This is a genomic window from Hymenobacter properus, assembly GCF_015694735.1.
Taxonomy (GTDB): Bacteria; Bacteroidota; Bacteroidia; order Cytophagales; family Hymenobacteraceae; genus Hymenobacter; species Hymenobacter properus.
The window spans coordinates 117987-139858 of record NZ_JADQDP010000008.1 but is presented as its reverse complement, the minus strand read 5'-3'; the positions used below and the strand labels follow the sequence as shown (position 1 = coordinate 139858).

Here is a 21872-nt window from a genome sequence, read left to right as displayed (position 1 = left end):
ACGTGGACCCAACGTGCCGGACCGATGTGGTGAGCCATTTATTGCCGCCCTACGTTTAGGTGTTACACTTTTCCCTTCTCTATGGACCTGCACTTCGTTCGCCGCGGCACCGGCCGCCCCCTGTTACTGGTTCACGGCCTCGGCGGCAGCTGGCGGTCCTGGAACGCCATTCTCGACCCGCTGGCAGCCGAGCGCGACGTCATTGCCGTGGACTTGCCCGGCCACGGGGACACCCCGAAGCTGGCCGGCCTCCATTCCATCGGCACCCTGGCCGATGCGGTGACGGACTTTCTGGCCCAACACGACCTGCTCGGCATCGACGCGGTAGGCAGTTCGATGGGCGCGCGGCTGGTGCTGGAGCTGGCCCGGCGCGGCGGCGTGCTCGGCGCGGTGGTGTCGCTGGACCCGGGCGGGTTCTGGCAGGGCTGGCAGGTGCCGTTTTTCTACCACTCGGTGTCCCTGTCCGGGAAGCTGGTGAGGGCCCTGCAGCCGGTGATGCCCGCGCTGGCCGGTTCGGCCGTGGGGCGCACCGTGCTGCTGCCGCAGTTTTCGGCCCGGCCCTGGGCCGTGGACGCGCAGGTAGCCCGCGACGAGATGTACAGCTTTGCCCACTCGCCCGCCTTCGACGAGCTGCTCGACCAGCTGGCGCACGGCGAAGTGCAGCTACCCGCCCCCCAGGGCAGCATTCCCGAGCCCTTGGTCATTGGCTGGGGCCGGCAGGACCGGGTGTGCCTGCCCAGCCAGTCGGCCCTGGCGCTGGAGAAATTCCCGGATGCGCGCCTCTATTGGTTCGAGCACTGCGGCCACTTTCCGCAGTGGGACCAGCCCGCCGAAGCCGCGCGCCTGATTCTGGCCGTCACCAGCCGCGCGGCCTTTACTGATGCCGCCATTGCCGGAGTAAAACCAGAAAAATCAGAAACGACGGCACCGGCCTTGCCCCAGGCGGCTATCGTAGGGGCCGCGCTGGTGCTGCTGGCCGGGGGGCTCTGGCTGTGGTCGGCGCGGCGAAAACCGCAACGGTCGCCCGGGGAGTAAGCGGACGTTAGCAAGTTGGCGCCGCCAGTCGCTCCACAAAAAAGCCCCGGCTCCTTCGCAGGACCGGGGCTTTTCGAGGTTAAGCAGCCGCTTAGCTATTCTGGCCGGCGCGCACGTCCGCGCCGGTAGCAAAGGCAATCAGGTCTTGGTTGAGCTTGTCCTTTTCGGTGATGAACAGGCCGTGCGGCGCGCCGTCGTAGGTGATGTAGGTGGCGTGGGGCAGGTGCTGGCTCATGCGGTCGGCGCTGTTTTTGATGGGCACCGTCTTGTCATCGGCCCCGTGGATGACCAGGGCCGGCACTTTGATGCCCGCCAGGTCCTGGCGGAAATCGGTTTCGGCGAAGGCGTGGCCACAGGCCACCGTGGCCTGATGCGAGCCCAGCGCCGCCATGCCGAACGACCAGTCCAGCACGGCTTGGCTCACGGGGTTGCTCAGTGGCCCGTCGCCGTAGAACTGCTTGCCGAAGGTTTGCAGGAAGCCGAACCGGTCCTTGGCGATGTTCTCCTGGATGTCGTCGAAGGTGGATTTGTCCACACCATCAGGGTTGTCGTCGGTTTTGAGCAAATAAGGTGTCACCGATGACACAAAGGCCACTTTGGCCACGCGGGCCCCGCCGTGGCGGCTCATGTAGCGGGCCACTTCGCCGCCGCCCATCGAGAAGCCCACCAGCGTCACGTTTTGCAGGTTCAGCGTGTCGAGCACGGCCTTCAGGTCGTCGGCCAGCGTGTCATAGTCGTAGCCCTCGAAGGGCTTGGACGAGTTGCCGAAGCCGCGGCGGGTGTAGGCCACCACGCGCAGGCCGTGCTTGGGCAGCTCGCCCAACTGGTAGGTCCAGGCCTCGTGGCTCTGGGGCCAGCCGTGAATAAGCACCACCACGGCCCCCTGGCCCTGGTCGGTGTAGTGCAGCTTGATGTCTTCGCCGTTGGCATCCTGGCCGGCTTTGATGTAGCTCATGGGATTGGGAAAATGGTGAACGATGGAAAATGGATTGCCTGATTGAAAGGCCGCTCTGAGGCGGGTAGCGGCAAAGTCCTGCGCAGCTGCCTACTGGCCGCCGGGAGCTTACTTGCTGTCGGTGTCCAGGCTTTTTAAGTACGCCACCAGCTCGGTGCGTTGGGAAGGCGTGACGACGTAGAAAGGATGCGGGGCCGTTTTACCGCGTTTGGGATTGAGCAGCTCGTCGAGGCTGTGCACCGAGTCATCGTGCAGGAAAACCGGCTTGCGGGCCAGGTCCAGCAGCAGGGGCAGCGCGTTGCCGCGCGGGCCGCCGCCGGGGCTGGCATCTACCACCACCATCTTGTCATCGAAGGTGCCGGGCGAATTCTGGATGGGCGTGAGCGGGGCTTTGCGCTGAGCAATGACTTTGGGCGCGTAGGCAGGCCAGATAACGTTCATCGGCACCAGCTTCGACTGCACGGCTTCGCCCTGATTGGTGTTGTGGCACGAGGTGCACTTCTGCGCCACGAACAGCGCCCGGCCGCTGGCCACCAGCGCGGTGCTGGTCACCACGCCCTTCGGGGCCTGTAGGCTGTTGACGTAGGCTTGCAGGTCGCGCAGCTTTTGCTCATCCACCCGCTTGCCGGTGGGCGTGGGCGGCTCACCGGGCTTGCCTTTGAGCGCAGCCGTGACGTAGGGGTAGCCCGTGACGCCCGTGGCGGCCAGCACCTTGGTGTAGCCGGCCAGCATCGAGTCGCCAGCGGCCGCCCCCAGCGTGTGAATGAACTGCCGCCCGCCCTCCGAGAGCAGGTTGCTTTGGTCGAACAGGGCCGTGTACACCGTGTTGTTGAAGTCGTTCAGGTCGCTGTTCTGGCCCGACGAGCCGTAGGGCGCGGCCAAATCCTGCCGGAAAAAGGGCGTGATGTGAATCGGGTTGCCCACCCCGTCCGGGGAGTCGTCAAACGAGCCGATGGGGTAGTACTTCGGGTTGCTGAAATAGGCGTCGAACTCGGCTTCCGTCGACTGGGCCGTCAAGCCCTTGGCGGCCCGGCCGATGGTGCTGCCATCGGGCATCTGCAGCTGCGCGGTGGTGAAAAAGGCCCGCGTGTTCGCGCAGGTCGCCAGCAACTTGCCCACGTTGAGGGCGTGCTGCGTTGGCCCATCGATGCGCTTGCCAATGGTGCCTTTACCCGTCAACTCGTACATCGACTTGTCGGTGATGGTGTGGCACAGGGCGCAGGTGACGCCCACCTTCGCGCCTTTGGGCACCATGCCGATGACGGCGTTGGCCTTCACCAGCGCTTCGAGGGTGGCCGGGTCGTTGAGCCTGGGTGCCTTCGCGGGCGAGTGGTCGGTTTTTACCTCGCTGGCCAGGGCCGCTTTCAAGTCGGCCGGCATGGCCTCCACATCGAAGTTGACGCCGGCTTTCAACGCGTCAAGCACCGTCAGCCGGGCAGCTTTCATGCCCTGGGGCATGCGGGCAGCGTCGGTCCAGAAACCTTCATCCCCAAAGGTCTCGTGGCGAAATACCTCGCGCCCCCGCTCAATACTGCCCGCTTGCAAAGCCGTGGAAGGAGCCCCGGCCTGCGTGGTATCGGCCTTTTGAGCCGTAGCCGCCTCATTATTGGTCTGGGTCGTGCCTCCGCCCTGGCAGGCGGCAGCCGCTATTACGGCCAAACCGGAAACGAGCAGAGCGGGCACTCGGAGGTGATGAAAGTGGGCCATCGGGTCAGGCGTTAGGGGTTAAAAGAAAATGACAAGAGCGTACTATTAGCCAGTTAGAATACAGGTGCTTAATTAGAAAACCGGGTCAGTACCAGCAGGGCGGCGCGGGCGCGGGTTTTCACGGTGGCCAGGGGAATGCCCAGCTGCTCAGCGGCTTCTACCTGGGTGCAGCCGCCGAAATAGAGCAGGTCGATGACCTCGCGCTGCCGGGGCTTGAGGTGCAGCAGCAGCTCGCGCAGGCCGATGTGCTCGGGGTTAAAGCTGGTCGCGGCCTGTGCCCGCTGGACCCCGGTAATATCCAGCGATTGGGTGGCGGAGTTGAAGCGGTGCCGGGGACTGCGCACCGCGTCGATGGCCTGGTTGCAGCACACGCGCACCATCCAAGTGAAGAGACGGCCCCGCGAGGCATCGTAGCTGGCAATGCTGAGCCAGACTTTGAGCAAGCCTTCCTGTAGAACGTCCTGGGCCAGGGCTTTGTCGCGCACCACGCGCAGAATCACTGTCAGCAGGTTGTTGGCGTACCGGTCGTAGAGTACGCGCAACGCCCGTTCGTCGCGGGCGATTAATTGCGCGACAAGGGCGGCTTCCCGGTCTTCACCCGCCAAGAAAACAGGGCTAGGTGACGTGATTGTAAGCAGTAACTCTCCCGGCGGTGCCCACTGCCGGGGGATATCTGCCGGGTATGCAGAAGACTGAAGGATAGTAGAAACTGGCATATAAAGGTCGTAGTGCAGACATAGGGATTGCTTCGTCAAGCCCTGATGTCTGTACTACGCAATGTTCTGCTCCGGCGTACGAATATTTCACCATCGCATAAGCTGGGCTGGGATGAAATGGCCTTGAATTGGGGCGGATTGCCCGTTTTAGCGCCTGCGATGCACCAGGCTCCCGAGCCTACGAAGCGAATTGCTTCAGAAACTGCTGAATGTTTTCGTTGCAGCTGCGCGCGGAGGTTAGGTGCGTACCGTCGTGCAGGGTGAGCAAGTATTCGCCGTGCGTCCAGGGGCGCAGTTCTTTAATGTACTGGGTGTTGACAATCAGGGAGCGGTGGATGCGTAGAAAGAAGGTCGCGTCCAGCTGCCGCTCCAGCTGGCTTAAGGTGGAGCGCAGCTGATGTGGTTCGCCCTGCGCGTGGACGGTGACGTAGTTGCCGGTTGCCTCCAGGTACTGCACCTGGGCCACGGGCACGAAGTACAAGCGGCCCGGCTGCTTGATAAGCAACTGCGTCGGAAACGTCGTGGCCGGCGGGGCCAGCGGCAGCGTGCGCAGCAGGGTCTCCCACGGCGGCGGCACCGTGCCGGCCCGCTGCTGATGGATGCGGTGCCGCAGGTGCGCCAGGCAGCGGCTGAACCGCTCCGGGTCCAGCGGCTTGAGGAGGTAGTCGACGGCGTGCGCCTCAAAGGCCTGCAGTGTGTAGCGGTCGTAGGCAGTGACGAAAACCACCAGCGGCAGGGCGAAGGCGGACAGCTGCTGCAAGACCTGAAGGCCGCTAAAATCCGGCATCTGCACATCCAGAAACACCAGGTCAACGGCGGCATCCCCGGACAGCGCTGCCACGGCCTCGGCCCCGTTGGTGCATTCGCCGGCCACCACGAAGCCGGACGCGTCGGCCAGCAGCTGCCGAATGCGTCGGCGCGCCAGGGGCTCATCGTCGACAATCACGGTGCGGATGGGGTCCATGGTCTGCAGCAGTGGTTAGAGTAGAAAAGGGAGTTCAATGTGGACCACCGTGCCCTGGCCGGGGGCCGGACCCAGGGTCAGCACGTACCGCTCCCCGTAGAGCGCCCGCAGGCGCTGCTCGGTGTTAGCCAGGCCCACGCCGCGCGGGCCCTCCGGCTTGGGGCCGGGGCCGGAATCCCGCACTTCCAGCACCAGGTACTCGCCCTGCCGGTCGGCCTGAATGTGGATGGTGCCCATCCCCGCCGCGCTCAGGCCGTGCCGGACGGCATTTTCCACCAGCGGCTGGAGCAGCAGGTGCGGCACCACGGCGGGCAGCGCCGCCGGGGCCACCGCGAAAGTCACGGCCAGCCGGTCAGAAAACCGCACCTGCTCCATTTCCAGGTAGAGCTGCAAAAAATGCATTTCCTGATTCAGCGGCACCTGCTGCGCATCGGCGTGGTCGAGCACCATGCGCAGGAATTCACCGAGCTTGGCCGTCACGCTTTGTGCTTTTCGGGGCTCGTCGCCAATGAGCGTGGCAATGGCGTTGAGGGTGTTAAAGAGAAAGTGCGGGTTGAGCTGCTGCTTCAGCGCCTGCAATTGGGCCTGCACCAGCTGCACTTGTAAGTGAGCGGCTTCCAGGTTGCGCCGCTGCCACTTGTCGTGGTAATCGAGGGCGTAGGCCACGAACAGCACCATCCAGTAGATGGGAACCCAGAAGTTTACCGTCGACAATACTGCCTCCCACGAAACGGGGGTCGCAGAAATGCCCACCAGGTAAAGCATCCCCAGAAACAGCCCCCGGTAAGCAACGGTAATGGCCACGCTGGCCACCGCGTGCACCAGCAGGTAGGGCAGCCAGCGGGAACGGCCCGCCGTTAAGTCGAAGCGCGCAGCCAGCCCAAAAACCAGCGGCGTGAGCAGCGTGCCAATGAGGCCATAAATAAGGGGGGCCAGCAGGAGTGTGCGCCAGACCAGGGGCGTCGCCCCCGTGAGGGCCTGCGCATACGCCAGCACCAGCATAAAGAGCGTAAACAGCCCCCACGCCGCCGCGATGCGAAACCAGGTAATGCGTGGTAAAAGGACCATAGGACAAGCCAAGTGCTGCCCGGTTAAACGAACGTCTGCCCGCCGAAGTTGAAAATTCGCATTTCAGCATAACCCATCCATCCGGTGCCAGGTAGCGAGCCGGCTAGGTAGCAATGCTTTCCGGCAAAACGGCATGCTTCCATCCTACCCCACCAGATGAATACGGTTTTTCAGCTCGTCCTTGCACGAGCGGCTGACTGGGATGTAATCCTTGCCTAGCAGCACACTGCTTTCCTCGTAAGCCTGCACATGGTCCAGGTTTACGATGTGGGAGCGGTGGGTTTTGAAAAACTGTTCGGGCAGCTTCTGCTCCAGTTCCTTCATCGTGGAGTCGAACACGAAGTTCTCCCGCACCGTGTGCATGCGCACGTAGTTCTGCAGGGCCTCGAAGTAGAGAATGTCGGCGAGCAGCACCTTCACATGGCCCGAGCCCTTGCGCACGAACAGGTAGTCCTTGAACTTGGGGCAGCGCTCGGCCGTTCCCAGCACTTCCGTGCCGCCAGCATTGGCGGTGTCGGACATGGGGCCGGTGGGACCGGCCTGGTAGGCGTTGTAGAGGGCCAGCTCTACCTGCACGCGCAGGGAATCATCCGTGAAGGGCTTGACCAAGTAGCCGTAGGGCTGGGCCAGCTTGGCCCGGTTGAGGGTGTCCGCGTCGGAGCGGGCCGTGAGAAACACCACGGGTATGGCAAACTGCCGGCGAATAAGCAGGGCCGCGGCGATGCCGTCGCAGTCGCCGGCAATGTTGATGTCCATCAGCACCAACTCCACGGGCTGCGTGGCCAGCACGCGCAGGGCCTCATCGCTGTTGTCGACGGGTTCGAGCGGGGTGTGTCCCAGTCGAACCAGCGTGCGTTCTATCTCAGCGGCAATAAGCAATTCATCTTCAACTATGAGAATGGTAGACATAGGGTGGGATAAGGGCCACACCGGGAGCCTCGTCATTCACGAGTAACCTCCAGATGCGTGCCCGTGGGAAAGGAACGGGTCACCACCAGCTTCGCTTTCAGCTGTTTGGTGAGCGTGCGGACCAGCTGCATACCCAGGGAGTGGGCTTTTACCGGGGCGTCGCCGGCCGGCATTCCGCCCCCATCATCGGCGACGGTGAGCTGAAAGCCGCCGGGACGACTGGCGAAGGAAACGTGCAGGTGGCCCTCGGGAAGGCCCCGAAAAGCGTGCTTGTACGCATTGGTCACCAATTCGTTCACCACCAGGCCCAGCGTGCTGGCCTCTTTGGGGCTCATGATTACCGGGGCCAGGTCCGTACTCAGCTGGATGGTTTGCTCGGGCGTAGTAAGCGCCGTTTTCAGAGAATCAAGTAGTTCGCGCAGGTACTGGTCCATGCGTACTTCGGCTAGATTATCGGCTTGATATAAGAATTCATGGACTAAAGCCATGCTCTGAATTCTTACCCGGCTAGCGTCCAGCGCGGCTACCAACGCGGGTTCGGGCAAGGTGGTCGCCTGCCAGCCCAGCAGGCCGCTCACCAGCTGCAGGTTGTTCTTCACGCGGTGGTGGATTTCCTGCAGTAGCACCTCCTTTTCGGCCACGGACCGGCAGTTGGCCTGGTTAGCCACAGCCAGCAGGGCTTTCTGCCGCCGCAGCCGCCAGTACAGCCAGCTACCCACCCCGATGGTTGTCGTGAGCCCGCCCAGCAGCAGCCACAGCGAGTGCAACTGCGCCCGCTGGCTGCGCTGCTCAAACTCGGCGGCCCGCTTCTGTTCCGTCAGCAGCTTCACATCGTAGCGCACCTGCAGCTGGGCCAGGGCCTGCGCCTTGTCGCCGTTGAAGAGGGAGTCGCGCAGGTCCTGCGCCCGGTTGTCGAGGTCGAAGGAGCGGCGCATCCGGCCCTGGTCGGCGTGCGCCCAGGCCAGGTTGGCCAGGGCGTCGGCCTCGTAGTCGGTCATCTTCAACTCGCGGGCCAGGGTGAGGGCCAGCTCCGCCATGCGTTGCGAGACGGCCGGCTGCCCCTGCAACCGGTACACGCGGGCCAGCGCCAGCGCCGAGCTGGCTATCTGGGGCCGAAACCCGTGACGCTGCATGATGCGCAGGGCCCGGTTCATGTTCGTGGCCGCTGAATCCAGCGTGACCCTGGTCTGGGGCTGAATCATGGCGTACACCTCGCCCCGGAACTGGTACACGTAGCCCAGGCCCCGGGCATCCCTGGCGCGCTGCATGTAGGGCAGCGCCCGGGTCGCGTAGTGCAGCACCGAGTCGTAGCGCTGCATCACCAGAAAGGTGTTGGCCAGGTTGAGCAGCAGGCCGCCCCGCTCGCGGGGTGGAACGTTGCCCACGGCTCCTTGCTGCTGGTAGGCCTGCCGCATATACTTCAGGCCTCCTTTCACATCTTTGGTATCGACCGCTACCAGCCCCATGCACTGGGTGAAGCGCCACTCGTCGGGTAGCCGGTGCACCCTGGCCACGCCGGCACCTTCCTGGCTGTACTGCATGGCCGCCACGTAGTCGGCGGCCCGTTCACAGTTCACCACCAGCTGGTACAAGCCATCGGCCACGCCCGGCCAGTCCCGACGGTGGCGGGCCAGCTGCACGGCCTGCTCCCCTACCCGGCGGGCCTCCCGCTCATCCTGGGCAAACAGAGCGTCGCTCAGGGCGCGCAGCGTTTGAAACCGGACCGAGTCCGGCAATTGCCGCCGGGCCACTTCGCGCAGCGAGTCAACGGTGGCGCTGTCCCCGGGCGAGGCCAGGCTGTTTTCGGCCGGCAAACAGGTTGCGCGGGCTACCGTACCGGCCCACAGCAGGGCCAGCACGGTCAAACGCTTACCGCCCGCCACGTCGCCTCGACGCACCTTGTTGGCTGAGAATGATAGTACTGCTGGTACGCATTGCTGGTAGAGAATAGGGCCCCTCCCCTACCCTGCCCAGGTGGGCCGGCAGCGGAGGGGGAATTTGAAATAGGGATAGAAGAACCGCCCGGCTTCCAATCGAGCCGGGCCGGCGAAATAGCCCCTAACGGATACGTTTACTTTTTGGGCGACATCATCTGGCGCAGCTGCCGCTGAAACGCTTTCTGAATCTGGGCCTCGTTCGCCGCCTTGAACTGGGCGAGGATGTTGTGAATCACATCAGTCGAGGAAGCTCCTCCGCCCAGCAGCAGGCCCATCTGCTGGAAAAACTGCTGGTGGCTGGCCGTGATGCGAATCTGAAAAGTCTTCTTCTCCGCCGAATCTGCAAAGAGGGAAGTCAGGTCCAGCTTGTCCTTGCCGTCCCCCGTGGCCGCTGGCGTCGGCGCAGCTTCGACTTCTACCTCTTCTTCTTCCTCTAGGTCATCTGCAACGGGCAACTCGGCAGCCGGAGCGGCCGGTGGTGCCGGTGCTACCACGGGCGATGGTTTTTCTCCCTTTGGTTCTACTGGGGCTGCACTGCCGGCTGGCTCGGGAGCCGCCGCCAGCTGAGGCGCGGGCTCCGAGGCGGCCACGGGTGCGACCGGCACCGACGGTTCCGGTTTTGAGGCTGGTACCGGAGGCGCGGCTTCGACGGACACTGGGGCTGACTCCGGAGCCGTAGCCGCCGGAGTGGGCGTAGCCTCCGGGGCCGGGGTGGGCAGTACGAAAGGCTGGCTGGTCCCCATGTGGCTGATGGCCGCGACGGAGCCCGTCAGGCGGGCCAGCTCAGCCATTTGTTCTTCCGGGGTGAGTTTAGGTTTTTTGGTGGAGGCTTTGGCCATGACGAAGGAGGATGCAAGCTTGAAATTTTAAAGGAAAAGCAGCGGCGGATGAACCGTAAGGCTACGCGCCGGGGGCTGACTCGACGGCCGGGGCCGTGAACGCAATGGTTTTACCCGAGGGCGTGACCGCCCCCTCCCCTACCACGAGGGTCAGGATTTCCAGGATGAGCTGACCCAGGCCGAGGCGGTTGAGGTCGCGCTCCGGCAGCGGAAACATCGTGGAGCGGTTTTCCTTGTAGGTCATCAGCAGCTCCACCCGGCTCTTGAGCAAGGGCAGGCTCTTCTCCTGAAACAGCTCCTCCGTCTTGTCGTAAATCCCTTTCTTCTCGGACTTTACAAACTTGTTCCAGAAGGCGTAGAAGCCCAGCAGGTTGGAGTCTTCGTCGCGGGCCTGCACAAACTGGCCCAGGATGCCCATGTAGGACATAGTAGAGGCGATTGAGCCCTTGTCCGGCTCAATCGGCAGGAAGATGTAGTCCACCAGCCGAAGCAGCTCCGGGAGCCCCACTACGTTCACCGTACCGGGCGTATCCACCAAAATGAAATCGTAGTCCTGCTCAAACAACCCTTCGATGGAGCTCACGGCCTTTTCCACGCTGGAAATGATGACCGGGTACGGTGGAATGCCCTGCTTCAGCAAGCGGGCCTGAAACGGCGCTTCCGACTGCAGCCGGTTCTGCTCTTCGAGGCGATAGGCGTGCAGGGAGTTCTGCGGGTAGTCGCAGTCCACCATGGCCACCTTATAGCCATAGTAGTAGCACAGCGCCGAGGCCATGTGCGTGCCGATGGTCGACTTACCAGCGCCCCCCTTCTGGGTGGCAAATGCGAGTACGTGGGGTTGATTCATGCGAAGGGCCAGAAGGTTTAAAGACGTTGGATTGTTAGTTGCAAAGTGGCATTGTTGTAAAGTCACTTAGGTGCAATAGTGCAAGACACTAAAGTTGCTTTGTTGCAAAAGATAAAAGTTGCCCAGTTGCAAAGTGGCAAGATAACAAGGTTTCTCTGTTGCAGTGTTGTTTAGTTGTAGTGTGGCGAAGGTAATACGTTGTATTGTTGCAAAGCAACTTTATGGCAAATTTTGTGAATGTGCTCTGTGGTAAAGTTGCAAAGTTGTTTCGGTGCATTGGTGCAAATAATCAAATGCCCGGACGCGCTAAATCCAATCCTCACTAAAGTTGTATAGTGGCAAAGGTGCAATGGTGTAATGGGGCAGCAATGCTCCATTGCTGATGCGAATTGCTCCAGACAAAATTGGTGAATTTAGCGGGTGTAAAGTTGCAAAGTATTAAAGTTGCATTGTGGCAAAACACACTAATCATAACCTTAGTCCTAACACCGTTCAACGCCCCCGTTCCACTAGCTCGTTCATCGACCAGCAAGCCATGTCATTGTCCGGACAAACTTCGTTTGCCCGAGTCAATGACACCGCCAAGTTCGCAGGCTCACATGGCTTGGCTTGCTAGTTTAGCGTATAGTGTTTAGCAATTCGAAATTCTAAAGTAGTTTTAGTAAAGTTGGGTAAGCTAACGTCCCCAGAATCATCATGGAACTAGAGAAGCAAGCTGAGAATGCCGTTGAAGCAGCCCGTACTTTGCGCATTGATGTGCGGGTGAGCCCGGATGAGAAAAAGGACTTGCAGACAAAAGCTGCCGCCGCCGGCTACAAGAAAGTATCGGCTTATTTGCGTGATGTAGGCCGGGGGGTGGAGGTCAAAGAAAGTATCCCGCCGGAGTTGCGTAGACAGCTGGTAGGTATCGGTACTAACCTTAATCAGATTGCGCGCCTCGCGCAGGCTGGTAAGTCATTCAGCTCCCACGAGGCTCAGTTAGTACAGGCACTAGCCATCATCAGGGGGTACTTGGTATGATTGCAAAGACCACCACGGGCAATGACTTTGAGGGGGCGCTAACCTACGGAGCAGGACAGCGTCAGGGCCGGGGCAAGGAGCCGGGGGAGGCCCCGCTTTTGGTTGTGGCTAATCTGATTCCGGGGACTCCCAGGGAGATGGCGCAGGATATGCGAGCCGTGGCGGCGCAGAGTAAAAAGATTCAGAAGCCGGTGTGGCATACCGTGCTCTCATGGAAGGCGGGGGAGGTGGTGAGCCAGGAGCAGAAAGTAGCCGCCGCCCAGCGGTATTGTGAGTTGATTGGCGCGCCCATTGACCGGCACCAGGTGGTGGTTTATGAGCACCGGGATAAGAAGCACGCGCACGTTCACATCTACCTGAACCGGGTGCCGATTGATGGGGGACCGGCCCTGCGGACGGATAACAACTTCTACCGCCAGCCAGCTATCACCCGGCAGATAAGTCAGGAGCTAGGCATGGAGCCCATCCCCGAGCGGCGGCGCAGCCTGCGGGCGCTGGACCCCACGAAGGAGGAGGCGCGGGAGCAGGTGAGCCGGGCATTGCAGCTGATACTCGCGCAGGCCGAAAGGGGAGGGGAAGAGTGGCTCGCTTTGCAATTGCAAAAAGAGCTGATTGCAGTTCGCTACACCCACGACAAGGGCGGTGTTCTGCGGGGCGTGAGCTTTGAACTGAACGGCGTGGCCGTCCGGGGGCAGGAGGTGGGCTTCAAAGGGGCGCAGCTGCGCGAAGCCCTGGCCGCGCCCGGGCTGCAGGCGGCATTGGGGCCGGAAGTTGCGAAGGTGCCTAATGCAGTCACGCCCGCCATGCAGCCGAAGCCCAGTCGGCCCGAGCCCACGAAGCGCCCCGGCCGGAAGGGGCCCGCCCGGTAGCGGCCGCGCGGGTGGGGCGGTTCATTCGTGTGCCCGGCGTGCACCTCACCGCTGACTTTGGACCGCTCGTCAAATAATACGCGCTGGGTGCTGCCAGCGGGGGTAGGTTGCTTGATTCACCAAGCGTTTCAAGCGATGGAAGACGAGAAAGGACTGCGGAAAATCATGGAGTTTATGCGCCTGTTTGCCATCGTGCTGATGGGCATCAACATCTACTATTACTGCTTTGGCTACTTCAAAAGCATGGGCTGGACACCGGCCGTGGTCGAGCATATTTTGGAGAGCTTTACCCGGAACACGTTTCTGTTTAAGGCCAGCTGGGTGAGCAAGACGCTGGCCGTAGTATTCCTGCTGCTGAGCTGCCTCGGCACGCGGGGGCGGGCCAATGAAAAGCTGAAAGGGACTTCGGTGGCTGGCTACGCGGCCATCGGGCTGGCTCTGATTTACGGGTCGGACCTGGTACGCGGCTTCGCGCTGGGGGCCGGGCTGACGACGGCGCTTTATACTGGGCTGCTGTCGGCGGGCTTTCTGCTGCTGCTGAGCGCCGGGGCTTGGCTGAGTAGGCTGTTCAACAACGACCTGATGAAGGACATCTTCAACAAGGCCAACGAGAGCTTCCCGCAGGAGGAGCGGCTGATGGAAAACGAGTATTCGGTGAACCTGCGCACCGAGTACCAGCTGCGGGGAAAGCTCCACCACGGCTGGCTGAACGTGGTGAATCCGTTTCGGGCCACTATGGTGCTGGGCACGCCCGGCTCGGGCAAGAGCTTTGCCATCATCAACGAATTTATCCGGCAGCACCTGGCCAAGGGTTTCTGCATGTACATCTACGACTACAAGTTTGACGATTTGAGCCGCATCTGTTACAACACCCTGCTGCGTCATCAGGACAAGTTTGATAAGCCGGTGGGCTTCTACGTCATCAATTTCGACAACCCCCGCAAAAGCCACCGCTGCAACCCGCTGCTGCCCGAGTTGATGACCGACATCGTGGATGCCTACGAAAGCGCCTCGACCATCATGCTCAACCTCAACAAGAGCTGGATTCAGAAACAGGGCGACTTTTTCGTGGAGTCGCCCATCAACTTCGTGGCGGCCATTATCTGGTTTCTGAAGCTGTTTGAGAAGGGCAAGTACTGCACCTTCCCGCACGTCATCGAGTTTCTGAGCCGCGACTATGAGGAGATTTTCCCGGTGCTGGCCTCATACCCCGAAATTGAGAACCTGGTGAAGCCGTTCGTATCGGCCTTCCAGAAGGATGCCATTGAGCAGCTGGAAGGGCAGATTGCCAGCGCCCGGATTCCGCTAGGCCGGCTGGCCTCACCGCAGCTGTACTGGGTAATGTCGGGCAACGATTTTACGCTCGACATCAATAGCAATGAGGAGCCCAAAGTGCTGTGCGTGGGCAACAACCCCGAGCGGCAGGCCATCTATGGGGCCGCGCTGGGCCTCTACAATGCCCGGCTGGTGAAGCTGGTGAATCAGAAGGGCAAGCGCAAATCCTCGATTATCATTGACGAGTTGCCTACCATCTACTTCAAGGGGCTCGATAACCTCATTGCCACGGCCCGCAGCAACAAGGTGAGCACCTGCCTGGGCTTCCAGGACTTCTCCCAGCTGGAGCGCGACTACGGGCAGAAAGAGGCCGAAGTCATCAAGAACACGGTGGGCAACGTCTTCAGCGGGCAGGTGTCGGGCAACAGCGGCAAGTGGCTGAGCGAGCGGTTTGGCAAGATTCTGCAGCAGCGCCAGAGCCTGAGTATCAATATGCGGGAAACCAGTACCAGCCTGTCCACGCAGATGGACAGCATGATTCCGGCCAGCACCATTGCCAACCTCACGCAGGGCAACTTCGTGGGCGCGGTGGCCGACAACTTCGGCGAGGAAATCGACCAGAAGGTGTTTCACGCCCGCATTAAGGTGGACGTGAAGGCAGTAGCTGCCGAGGCCCAGGCTTACCAACCCATCCCCGACATCACCAGCTTTATTAATCCGGCCACCGGCAAGGACGAGGCCGAGGAGATGATTAAGGCCAACTTCAACCGCGTGAAAACCGAGGTAAAGGAGCTGTGCGCTCGGGAGCTGCTGCGCATCGGGCAGGACCCCACGCTGCGGCATCTCATCAAGGAGAAAGTAGAAAAGTAAGGCTAGGACAGGTGGGTAAGCCAAACGGCGCGAAGCCGGGGTTAGCGCTCCGGCTCCGCGCCGTTCGTGTGTCAAGGTGGCACCTCACGGCCTAATTCCGCCCACTCGTCAATATTCTGCTCAGGGCCTGATGGAGGCCGGTAGGTTTGCAGCGTCGAATTCCGGGCTGGCCGCGCCTGCGCCGGCCGGAAGGGCAGCTTTTATTCACCTACCCATTCCTCCTATGGCTGAGCAAGATGAAGTGAATACCCCCACGCCGGAGCGCTGGTACATGAGTGCGGTGCCGACTTCCAACGGCAACCTCAGCGGCCAGGGCTTGCAGCGGCAGCCCGCCGGGCACTCCCTCTATGAGATTCAGATTAATCCCGCCAATCCCAATCAGGCGGCCCTGCTGCCGGCCCCCGGTGCGGATGGCCGCCTGCTGAATGCCTTTGACCACGCCCTGATGCGGGCCTTTACCACCAATAGGCTGCCCGGCCGGGAGGACAAGTTTCTCGCGGTAGAAAAGCCTACGCTGCTGGAAAAGGTGGGCGATAACTGGAAAATCACCGAGCAGGGGCGTGTGGGCTACACCGCCACCGAACCAGAGCAGCGGTTGCAGGTATTTGGCCAAGTAACCCCACAGGCTACCCAGCAGGCTGAACTAACGACGCGGGCCGAGGAGCTGGCCAGCGAGGTAGCTACCACTGTCGGCACTGTTCGCACCGAGGCGGAAGCGGAGCTGGAAGTAGTGGCCAACCGCGCGCAGCAAGGACCCGACGAGAGCCGGGCCACTTACGCTGATGGGTTGCGAGATGAAGCCCGAGCGGAATTAGACGAAAGCACCGACGCGCCGGAACGGCAACAACCGGTAGGGGAGGGGCAAAGTCGCGAGCAGCCGCCCGTGGCGCCAGCCCCGGATACCGCGGCCAGCACGGAGCCGGTCGGGGAATTGCGCATCACCTGGCAGCAGAAGGGCGACGAAGTGGCCCCGTTGCTGGAAATGCGGGCTTACCTCGACCAGCTCAAGGAAGCCGGCGTGGCAGTGGGCGCTTTGCAGCTGGCGCGCGACCCGGCCGGCAAGCTCAGCGGCGGCTTCGCGGTGAGTTATGACCCCGAGTCGCACAAGCTGGGCCAGCTCGAAGCCGCACTGCAGGGCTTCCGGCAAGTGGGGAACGGCATGGCCGTGGTTGAGAGGCCCGAGCAGGCCGCCGCCCGGCGGCAGGAAGTGGGCTACGATGACGACTACGAGCCGCAGCGCAGCAAGCAGGTGCGTGAAGCTTTTGGGGTGAAGCAGTGGGACGCGCTCAGTGCCCAGCTCTCAGCCGTACCCAAGCACGCCCTCACGGCCCCGGAGCAGGTGCAGCAGGCCGCCGCCGGGCAGCGGGTGCAGCAGCTGGCCCAGCAGCAGGGCAAAACTACCGAGCAGGTCATCCGCGATGGCAAGAGCATATTTGACATCGACACCAGCGGCAACCCCGCGTCGGCGTTTCTCAAGAACTTCTACGCCCACCTGAACGGTGGCCCGAAGACCCGCCAAAATCTGGAAGTCGACTATGAGAAAACCCGTCAGGATTTGCAAGCCCGCCTGACCCGGCACGCAGGGGCGGCCCAGCCGGAGCTTTTGCCAGGCCCGCCGGCCCCGGATGCCAAGGCACCGGCCGTGGCTGCTGAACCCGGCGTGGAGGCCGCCCGCCAGACCGTCGCGGGGCCTGCCCCGTCGGCAGCATTGTTCAAAGCCGACGAAGTGCCGCAGAAAGTGCTGGCCTCCCTCGGGCTGAACCTGGCTGAGCTAACGGGCAGCGGACAGCTGCAAAAGCTGCTCAGCGGCGAGAAAACCGACTTGTTGCCCATGCAGGTAGCGGGCAAGGAAGGGCAGGAGCCGGTGAAGTTCGAAGGCAAGATGGTGCTCCACCGCGAGGCCGACGGCACGGCCACACTTAAAATGGAATTGCCCCAGGAAAAACTGGTCATTCCCAACGAAATTGGGGGACAGCCCTTCACGCCAGAGCAGCGCCAGCGGCTCGAAACCGAGGGTAACGCCGGCCTGGTGCGGGGCCTCAAGGACGAGCAGGGGCGGGAGTTCAACGGCTACGTGGCCGTGGATAAGGCGATGAATAAGGTCGTGGTGCTGCCCGAAAGCAAAGTGACCCTGCACGATACCGTGGCCGGCGTCAAGCTCACGCCCGAGCAGAGCCACGACCTGCGCGAAGGCAAGGTGGTCGCGCTGGCCAACATGGCCAGCGGCAACGGCGGCCAGAAGTTCGACGGCACCGTGCAGGTAAATGCCGCCAAGGCCTGCATCGAGGTGAAACCGGCCGCCCACGAACTGGGCAAGCGCCAGGCCCCACGGGCCGAGCAGACGGTGAAAGCCACCACCCCGACCATGGCCCCGGCCCCCGTGAAAGCCGAAGCGCCCCAGGTGAAAACCCGGGGACCCCGCCACTAGCCGGGCCTCCCTCCAAACCTCTATTTCTTACCCTATAAGCCCGGAAGCCCACTTCCGGGCTTCTTTTTTCTGCTTTCCATCCTTCAAACTAATTCGTTTTGCCATGGAACACGAACTCACCTTCCAGAAGATTAAGGAGCAGGTTGAGCTGCCCGAGCTGCTGAGCCACTTCGGCTACAACCTCCGAAAAGGCGAGCACCTGGGCAAAGGCAAATGGCACGTTTTCGAGGGCGATGACACGCTGGTGGTGTTCAAAGGCCGGGGCGGCGACTGGATGTATTTCAACGCCCAGGACGACCGCGACAAGGGCAGCGTCATCGACTGGATGAAGAACCGGGTCAGCTCCGACCGCATCGCCGGCCTTGCCCCGCTGCCGGGCCGCAACCTCTGGCAGTCGGTCAATGACCACTTCCGCGCCTACCTCAACCTACCCGAGGCGCAGCGGCCCCGGCTCGACCTACCGCCCATCGTGGAAACCGCGCCGGGTGAGAAGTTCCACAGCATCTACACCCATCACTGCCGGCCGCTCGAAAACACGGCCTACCTGGAAGGGCGCGGTATTACGAAAAGCACGATTGCCAATCCGCAGTTCGCGGGCCGCATCCTCAACCAGCTCTACACGGTGCAGAAGGAGGGAATGCCGACCAAAACCTACGTCAACACTGCTTTCCCGGCCTACCACGAGGGGCGGGTGGTGGGGCTGGAGCTGAAGGGCGAGGGCTTCAAGGGCCAGGCCCCCGAAAGCCAGTTCACCCGCTCGCTGTGGCTGAGCAAGCTTCCCGAGGGCCGGCCGGCGGCGGTGCTGGTGGTCAGCGAATCGGCCCTCGATACGCTTTCCTACGCGCAGCTGCACCCCGGCGACAATGCCTTGTATGCTTCGACAGCCGGTACGCTTACCCAGAACAAGATTTTCGAGCTGAAGCGGCTACTCAGCGAGGAACATATTCCAGCTATTCGAGCCGCTTTCGACAACGACACGCAAGGGCACCACTTTGATATCCGGCTGCTGGCGGGCCTGGCCAGCGAGCAGAACCCAATGAAAGTGGTGCGGGAGCACGAGCACCGACTGACCGTCGAAATCACGGCCGCCCACCCGGCCGGCGTACAGGCGCTCAGCCAGCACCTCAAAGCCTACAATGACCAGGTTACCCGGCAGTACGCCCAGGAAAACGGTGAGCCGGACACTCCGGCCAGCAGCCAGACCCTGCGCGACGAGCTGATTCACTCCAACAAGCTGGGAGCTCACACCTACCAGTTTCACGTGCCGATGAGCCGCGAGGCGCTGGGGACTTTCAACCAGGCGGCCAGCCAGGCGCTGGCTTTTGAGCACCGCGTGGAAATTGTGAAAAGCCAGGGCAAGGACTGGAATCAGGACCTCAAGCAGGACCAGCTGCAGCGGGTGGTACGGCGTGAGTTGGGCGGTATCGACGAGGACCAGTACGGTTTCGGGCAGGAGCATTGGGATAACGCGCCCATCGTCGGCCAGGGCACAATAGCCCAGCAGCACGAGGCACAGGCGCAGGCCCGCGCCAAGGGGGAGCGGCTGCTGGTGGTAGAATTCCGCGAGAGCCGCGATGCCGTGGCCCAGCTGCCGCAGCTGCGCGATAATCTGGAGCGCGTGGGGCTGACCATTGACCATGCAATCAAGCTGGAAACTCCCGTGGCCCGGGGAATTGCCACCGAGCTTACGTTGCGCTACCGGCCCGATTCGGCGCAGCTGCCCGCTATCAGCGCCGCGCTGGACGCGCTGGCGGCTAACCCCCGGGCCACCGTGATTGAGCCCGCGCCGGATGCTGCCGAGCGCCGGCAGCTAGCCGCCGCTCAGGAGCAGCAGCGCCAAGCCGGCCCACAACTGGTGCCCAGCGACTCGCAGGTCCACGACCAGGCCCGGCAATCCTTCATCGAGGCGGCGGGCGTGGTGGTGAAGGAGCTCCGCGGCCACGCCGCAAACCTGGAGGCCGCCCGTTTGCAGGAAGTGAGCCGGCAGGTGGCGAAGAAGCCGGAGCTGGCGGGCCTCAACCAGGAAAACGTGACCAAGGTTCTGGCCGTGATAGCTGGCCTGGACACGCTGAAAGACAACCCCGCCGTACAGCAGCTGCGGCAGGCCGTGCACACGCTGGAACGTCCCGCGCTGACTCCCGCGCCGCCCGAAATCCGGCAGCGAGGCCTGCGCCCAGGTTGACCAAAACCAACTGTTCAACGCAGCCGACTTCTACCTGCCTGTTTGCACCTGCCGCGAATCAGGCCTACGCTTTGCCTGCCCTGGCCTGGTTGACGTATAGCCAGATAACACGCCCCTTACCAACTTCTAAGCCTTTTCTCGATGGATAACTTCCTGCGTTTTATCGCCTCTCCCGCTGGCCGGGTTACCCGTGTAGCCGCCGGCACGTCGTTGATTGCGGCCGGTCTGGCCCAGGGCCGCAAAGGCTGGCCACTGGCCATTGCCGGACTATTGCCGCTATCCATGGGTGCCTTCGACTGGTGCCTGCTGGCCCCCCTGATGGGCCTTCCTTTTGACGGCCCCCAACTGCGGGCGGTAATCGGGCCCGGGCCCGCAACGGCCGACTCAAATACTGCCCAGGGCGGCCTTGGTTAGCCTTTCGGTTGGTTTAATTGCTGCTTGTTGCCCCGCGACCGCCCATTTCAGCTCCTCAGTGAAGAATAGGAGAGGGCACTTGGCATCCTTCAATCTCGCGCTGCCGCATCCGAAATCGCAGCCAGCCTACCAGTAGCATAAGGCCCGCAACCGCCAGCGCGCCGTATCCGAGGCCGGAGGCGCGCAATGGATGCAGCTGAATCAACGCCAGTCCAAAGCCGACCAAGGCGAGGCTGGTGCGCAGATAGGTCAGAAAGGTGCGCTCGTTGGCCATACGGGTGCGCGCGGCAGCCAGCTGCTGCTGGTCGTAGTTGGGCGTTGGCGTTAGCGAAGGGAGCATAAGAAAACGGTACGGGGAAAGCGTCGGTTAGCCCCGGTATTACACCACCACAAACGTGTCGTGCGGGTGCACCACCAGGGGGCGGTGCTGCTTGAGAAACGCGCGCATGGCGGCCACGGCGTGCTGGCCGGTTTTACGGCGGTTGCGGCCAAACTGGTGCGGCACGCCCTGCGAGGTGATGAAGGCGGCCGTGTAGGTCCGGTCCGGGTCCAGGGGCTGGTCCTGCACGAACACTGTTTGCAGGCGGCTGCCTTTGGGGTTTTCGGCCTTGAAATAGGCTTTCAGCCCCAGCGCGCGCTTCACGTAGCCGCCCATCTGGTGCAGCGCATCGTGGCTGTAGGTGCCTTCGAGGTTCTTTTCCAGCATCTCGCGCAGTTCGGCTCCGGTCAGTTCCACAGTTTCAATCTCGGGGTCCATCGGCACCAGGTCGTAGAGGTCGTTGAGCGATACCGGGCCAGGGGGAATTGGCGCGCCGTAGCGCCAGCCGTTGGAGAAATACAGGTCGGCTGGCACCAGCGCCCGCAGGCTGGCCAGCAGGAAATCATCGGCCGGGCACTCCACCGACGTGCCCCGGTGCAGCCCGGTGGCCGTCACGCCCACTACCTCACGCAGGTTGGCAAAGGGTACCAGCGCCGCGTCGATGCGGGCCTGCAGGGCCGAGTCGGGCACAATACCTTCGCTGATTTCGTGCAGTTCGTGGGAGTGGCCGGTCACGCGCCCTTCCTCAATGGTGAGCGTGAGCCGACCCAGAAACGAGCCGTGCGCGCCCGACTGAATGACCAGCGCCCCGCCCGCCACGAAGGGCTGATACAGCCGGTTGTGGGTGTGGCTGCTCAAACAGACGTCGATGCCAGGGCAGCCTTCGAGCAGGGCCACGTCCTGCGGAAAGCCGCAGTGCGAGAGCAGAATCACCACATCGGCCCGCTCCTCGGTGCGCAGGCGCTGCACGTGGCCCGGCAGCTCGGCCACGCCGTCGGTGAAGCGCAGGCCGGTGCTGAAGTGCGCCGGCATGGTCTTGTCCACGATGGGGCAGGCCAGGCCCACCACGCCCACGCGCAGCCCGGCCACTTCAAAGAGTTTGGTAGGCGCGTAGGCCAGTTCACCCGTATCGAGGTGAAAGACGTTAGCGGCCAGCAGCGGGTAGTTCAGCCGGCCGGCCAGCTCTTTCAAATGCGCCGGGCCGTAGGCAAAGTCCCAGTGCGCGGTCATGGCCGCGATGCCCAGCTCGTTGAGGATATCGGGCAGGATGTCGCCCTGCGTGGCCACCACCGGCCGGGTGCCGTGGAAGGTATCGCCGCCGTCAAAAAGCAGGCTTTCGGGATAGGTCTGGCGCAACGCCCCCAGCAGCGAGGCAATGCGGGCGTAGCCCCCGCAGCGGCGGTATTCGGGGCCGGTAGGGCCGTAGAATACTTCCTGGTGCAGGTTCAGGTAGCCGTGCACATCGTTGAGTTGAAACAGGGTTAGCTCCATAAAATGGCTTACTCGGGCGGAGGGACA

The 21872-nt window shown here is 62.6% G+C and carries 18 protein-coding genes; 7 read left to right on the top strand and 11 right to left on the bottom strand.

What is annotated here, in order from left to right; all coding sequences use genetic code 11:
* The first annotated feature begins 81 nt into the window (after positions 1 to 81).
* Complete coding sequence (locus tag I2I01_RS22670; protein ID WP_196288817.1) at positions 82 to 1035, top strand: alpha/beta fold hydrolase; 954 nt, start codon at positions 82 to 84, stop codon at positions 1033 to 1035.
* A gap of 91 nt (positions 1036 to 1126) precedes the next feature.
* Here the strand turns inward: I2I01_RS22670 and I2I01_RS22665 are convergent, their stop codons facing one another.
* The 9 genes from I2I01_RS22665 to I2I01_RS22625 form a co-directional block, all read right to left on the bottom strand.
* Positions 1127 to 1990: an alpha/beta fold hydrolase gene (locus tag I2I01_RS22665; RefSeq protein WP_196288816.1), complete on the bottom strand. Its 864-nt coding sequence runs from the start codon at positions 1988 to 1990 to the stop codon at positions 1127 to 1129.
* Positions 1991 to 2098: 108 nt separating this feature from the next.
* Complete coding sequence (locus tag I2I01_RS22660; protein ID WP_211538133.1) at positions 2099 to 3697, bottom strand: c-type cytochrome; 1599 nt, start codon at positions 3695 to 3697, stop codon at positions 2099 to 2101.
* A gap of 68 nt (positions 3698 to 3765) precedes the next feature.
* Complete coding sequence (locus tag I2I01_RS22655; RefSeq protein ID WP_211538131.1) at positions 3766 to 4302, bottom strand: RNA polymerase sigma factor; 537 nt, start codon at positions 4300 to 4302, stop codon at positions 3766 to 3768.
* A gap of 289 nt (positions 4303 to 4591) precedes the next feature.
* On the bottom strand, positions 4592 to 5377 hold the full coding sequence (locus tag I2I01_RS22650; RefSeq protein ID WP_196288815.1) for a LytR/AlgR family response regulator transcription factor: 786 nt from the start codon (positions 5375 to 5377) through the stop codon (positions 4592 to 4594).
* A 15-nt stretch (positions 5378 to 5392) separates the two neighbouring features.
* Positions 5393 to 6445: a sensor histidine kinase gene (locus tag I2I01_RS22645; protein WP_196288814.1), complete on the bottom strand. Its 1053-nt coding sequence runs from the start codon at positions 6443 to 6445 to the stop codon at positions 5393 to 5395.
* 144 nt (positions 6446 to 6589) lie between these two features.
* Entirely contained in the window at positions 6590 to 7354 is a 765-nt protein-coding gene (locus tag I2I01_RS22640; RefSeq protein ID WP_196288813.1) for a LytTR family transcriptional regulator DNA-binding domain-containing protein, read from the bottom strand.
* A 32-nt stretch (positions 7355 to 7386) separates the two neighbouring features.
* Positions 7387 to 9252: a sensor histidine kinase gene (locus tag I2I01_RS23620; RefSeq protein WP_196288812.1), complete on the bottom strand. Its 1866-nt coding sequence runs from the start codon at positions 9250 to 9252 to the stop codon at positions 7387 to 7389.
* A gap of 173 nt (positions 9253 to 9425) precedes the next feature.
* The gene (locus tag I2I01_RS22630; RefSeq protein WP_196288811.1) at positions 9426 to 10130 is read right to left on the bottom strand and encodes a hypothetical protein; all 705 of its coding nucleotides are present in this window, start codon (positions 10128 to 10130) and stop codon (positions 9426 to 9428) included.
* Positions 10131 to 10191: 61 nt separating this feature from the next.
* Positions 10192 to 10977, bottom strand: a complete 786-nt coding sequence (locus tag I2I01_RS22625) for a ParA family protein (RefSeq protein ID WP_196288810.1) — start codon at positions 10975 to 10977, stop codon at positions 10192 to 10194.
* Between the two features lie 696 nt (positions 10978 to 11673).
* Between I2I01_RS22625 and I2I01_RS22620 the strand changes: the two genes are divergently transcribed.
* From I2I01_RS22620 to I2I01_RS22595, 6 genes are all read left to right on the top strand, one after another.
* Positions 11674 to 11997 (top strand): plasmid mobilization protein, encoded by a 324-nt coding sequence (locus I2I01_RS22620; RefSeq protein WP_196288809.1) that lies wholly within the window; start codon positions 11674 to 11676, stop codon positions 11995 to 11997.
* Positions 11994 to 12866, top strand: a complete 873-nt coding sequence (locus I2I01_RS22615) for a relaxase/mobilization nuclease domain-containing protein (RefSeq protein ID WP_196288808.1) — start codon at positions 11994 to 11996, stop codon at positions 12864 to 12866. The genes I2I01_RS22620 and I2I01_RS22615 overlap by 4 nt, the downstream gene beginning before the upstream one ends.
* A 135-nt stretch (positions 12867 to 13001) precedes the next feature.
* Positions 13002 to 15011 carry a conjugal transfer protein MobC gene (mobC, locus tag I2I01_RS22610; protein ID WP_196288807.1) on the top strand — a complete coding sequence of 670 codons (2010 nt, stop codon included), beginning with the start codon at positions 13002 to 13004 and terminating at the stop codon, positions 15009 to 15011.
* Positions 15012 to 15234: 223 nt separating this feature from the next.
* Positions 15235 to 17439 carry a DUF3945 domain-containing protein gene (locus I2I01_RS22605; protein WP_196288806.1) on the top strand — a complete coding sequence of 735 codons (2205 nt, stop codon included), beginning with the start codon at positions 15235 to 15237 and terminating at the stop codon, positions 17437 to 17439.
* Between the two features lie 103 nt (positions 17440 to 17542).
* Entirely contained in the window at positions 17543 to 19621 is a 2079-nt protein-coding gene (locus I2I01_RS22600; protein ID WP_196288805.1) for a toprim domain-containing protein, read from the top strand.
* Between the two features lie 141 nt (positions 19622 to 19762).
* Positions 19763 to 20035 carry a YgaP-like transmembrane domain gene (locus I2I01_RS22595; protein ID WP_196288804.1) on the top strand — a complete coding sequence of 91 codons (273 nt, stop codon included), beginning with the start codon at positions 19763 to 19765 and terminating at the stop codon, positions 20033 to 20035.
* A 55-nt stretch (positions 20036 to 20090) separates the two neighbouring features.
* Here the strand turns inward: I2I01_RS22595 and I2I01_RS22590 are convergent, their stop codons facing one another.
* Together I2I01_RS22590 and I2I01_RS22585 are read right to left on the bottom strand one after the other, a co-directional pair.
* On the bottom strand, positions 20091 to 20375 hold the full coding sequence (locus tag I2I01_RS22590; protein WP_196288803.1) for a YidH family protein: 285 nt from the start codon (positions 20373 to 20375) through the stop codon (positions 20091 to 20093).
* A 39-nt stretch (positions 20376 to 20414) separates the two neighbouring features.
* Positions 20415 to 21845: a bifunctional metallophosphatase/5'-nucleotidase gene (locus I2I01_RS22585; protein WP_211538128.1), complete on the bottom strand. Its 1431-nt coding sequence runs from the start codon at positions 21843 to 21845 to the stop codon at positions 20415 to 20417.
* Positions 21846 to 21872 lie beyond the last annotated feature (27 nt).

What these genes read in the sequence shown, in the direction of transcription:
- I2I01_RS22670 (WP_196288817.1), top strand. Translation starts at nt 82, where the DNA reads ATGGACCTGCACTTCGTTCGCCGCGGCACCGGCCGCCCCCTGTTACTG.
- I2I01_RS22665 (WP_196288816.1), bottom strand. Translation starts at nt 1,990, where the DNA reads ATGAGCTACATCAAAGCCGGCCAGGATGCCAACGGCGAAGACATCAAG.
- I2I01_RS22660 (WP_211538133.1), bottom strand. Translation starts at nt 3,697, where the DNA reads ATGGCCCACTTTCATCACCTCCGAGTGCCCGCTCTGCTCGTTTCCGGT.
- I2I01_RS22650 (WP_196288815.1), bottom strand. Translation starts at nt 5,377, where the DNA reads ATGGACCCCATCCGCACCGTGATTGTCGACGATGAGCCCCTGGCGCGC.
- I2I01_RS22645 (WP_196288814.1), bottom strand. Translation starts at nt 6,445, where the DNA reads ATGGTCCTTTTACCACGCATTACCTGGTTTCGCATCGCGGCGGCGTGG.
- I2I01_RS22640 (WP_196288813.1), bottom strand. Translation starts at nt 7,354, where the DNA reads ATGTCTACCATTCTCATAGTTGAAGATGAATTGCTTATTGCCGCTGAG.
- I2I01_RS22630 (WP_196288811.1), bottom strand. Translation starts at nt 10,130, where the DNA reads ATGGCCAAAGCCTCCACCAAAAAACCTAAACTCACCCCGGAAGAACAA.
- I2I01_RS22625 (WP_196288810.1), bottom strand. Translation starts at nt 10,977, where the DNA reads ATGAATCAACCCCACGTACTCGCATTTGCCACCCAGAAGGGGGGCGCT.
- I2I01_RS22620 (WP_196288809.1), top strand. Translation starts at nt 11,674, where the DNA reads ATGGAACTAGAGAAGCAAGCTGAGAATGCCGTTGAAGCAGCCCGTACT.
- I2I01_RS22615 (WP_196288808.1), top strand. Translation starts at nt 11,994, where the DNA reads ATGATTGCAAAGACCACCACGGGCAATGACTTTGAGGGGGCGCTAACC.
- mobC (WP_196288807.1), top strand. Translation starts at nt 13,002, where the DNA reads ATGGAAGACGAGAAAGGACTGCGGAAAATCATGGAGTTTATGCGCCTG.
- I2I01_RS22605 (WP_196288806.1), top strand. Translation starts at nt 15,235, where the DNA reads ATGGCTGAGCAAGATGAAGTGAATACCCCCACGCCGGAGCGCTGGTAC.
- I2I01_RS22600 (WP_196288805.1), top strand. Translation starts at nt 17,543, where the DNA reads ATGGAACACGAACTCACCTTCCAGAAGATTAAGGAGCAGGTTGAGCTG.
- I2I01_RS22595 (WP_196288804.1), top strand. Translation starts at nt 19,763, where the DNA reads ATGGATAACTTCCTGCGTTTTATCGCCTCTCCCGCTGGCCGGGTTACC.
- I2I01_RS22590 (WP_196288803.1), bottom strand. Translation starts at nt 20,375, where the DNA reads ATGCTCCCTTCGCTAACGCCAACGCCCAACTACGACCAGCAGCAGCTG.
- I2I01_RS22585 (WP_211538128.1), bottom strand. Translation starts at nt 21,845, where the DNA reads ATGGAGCTAACCCTGTTTCAACTCAACGATGTGCACGGCTACCTGAAC.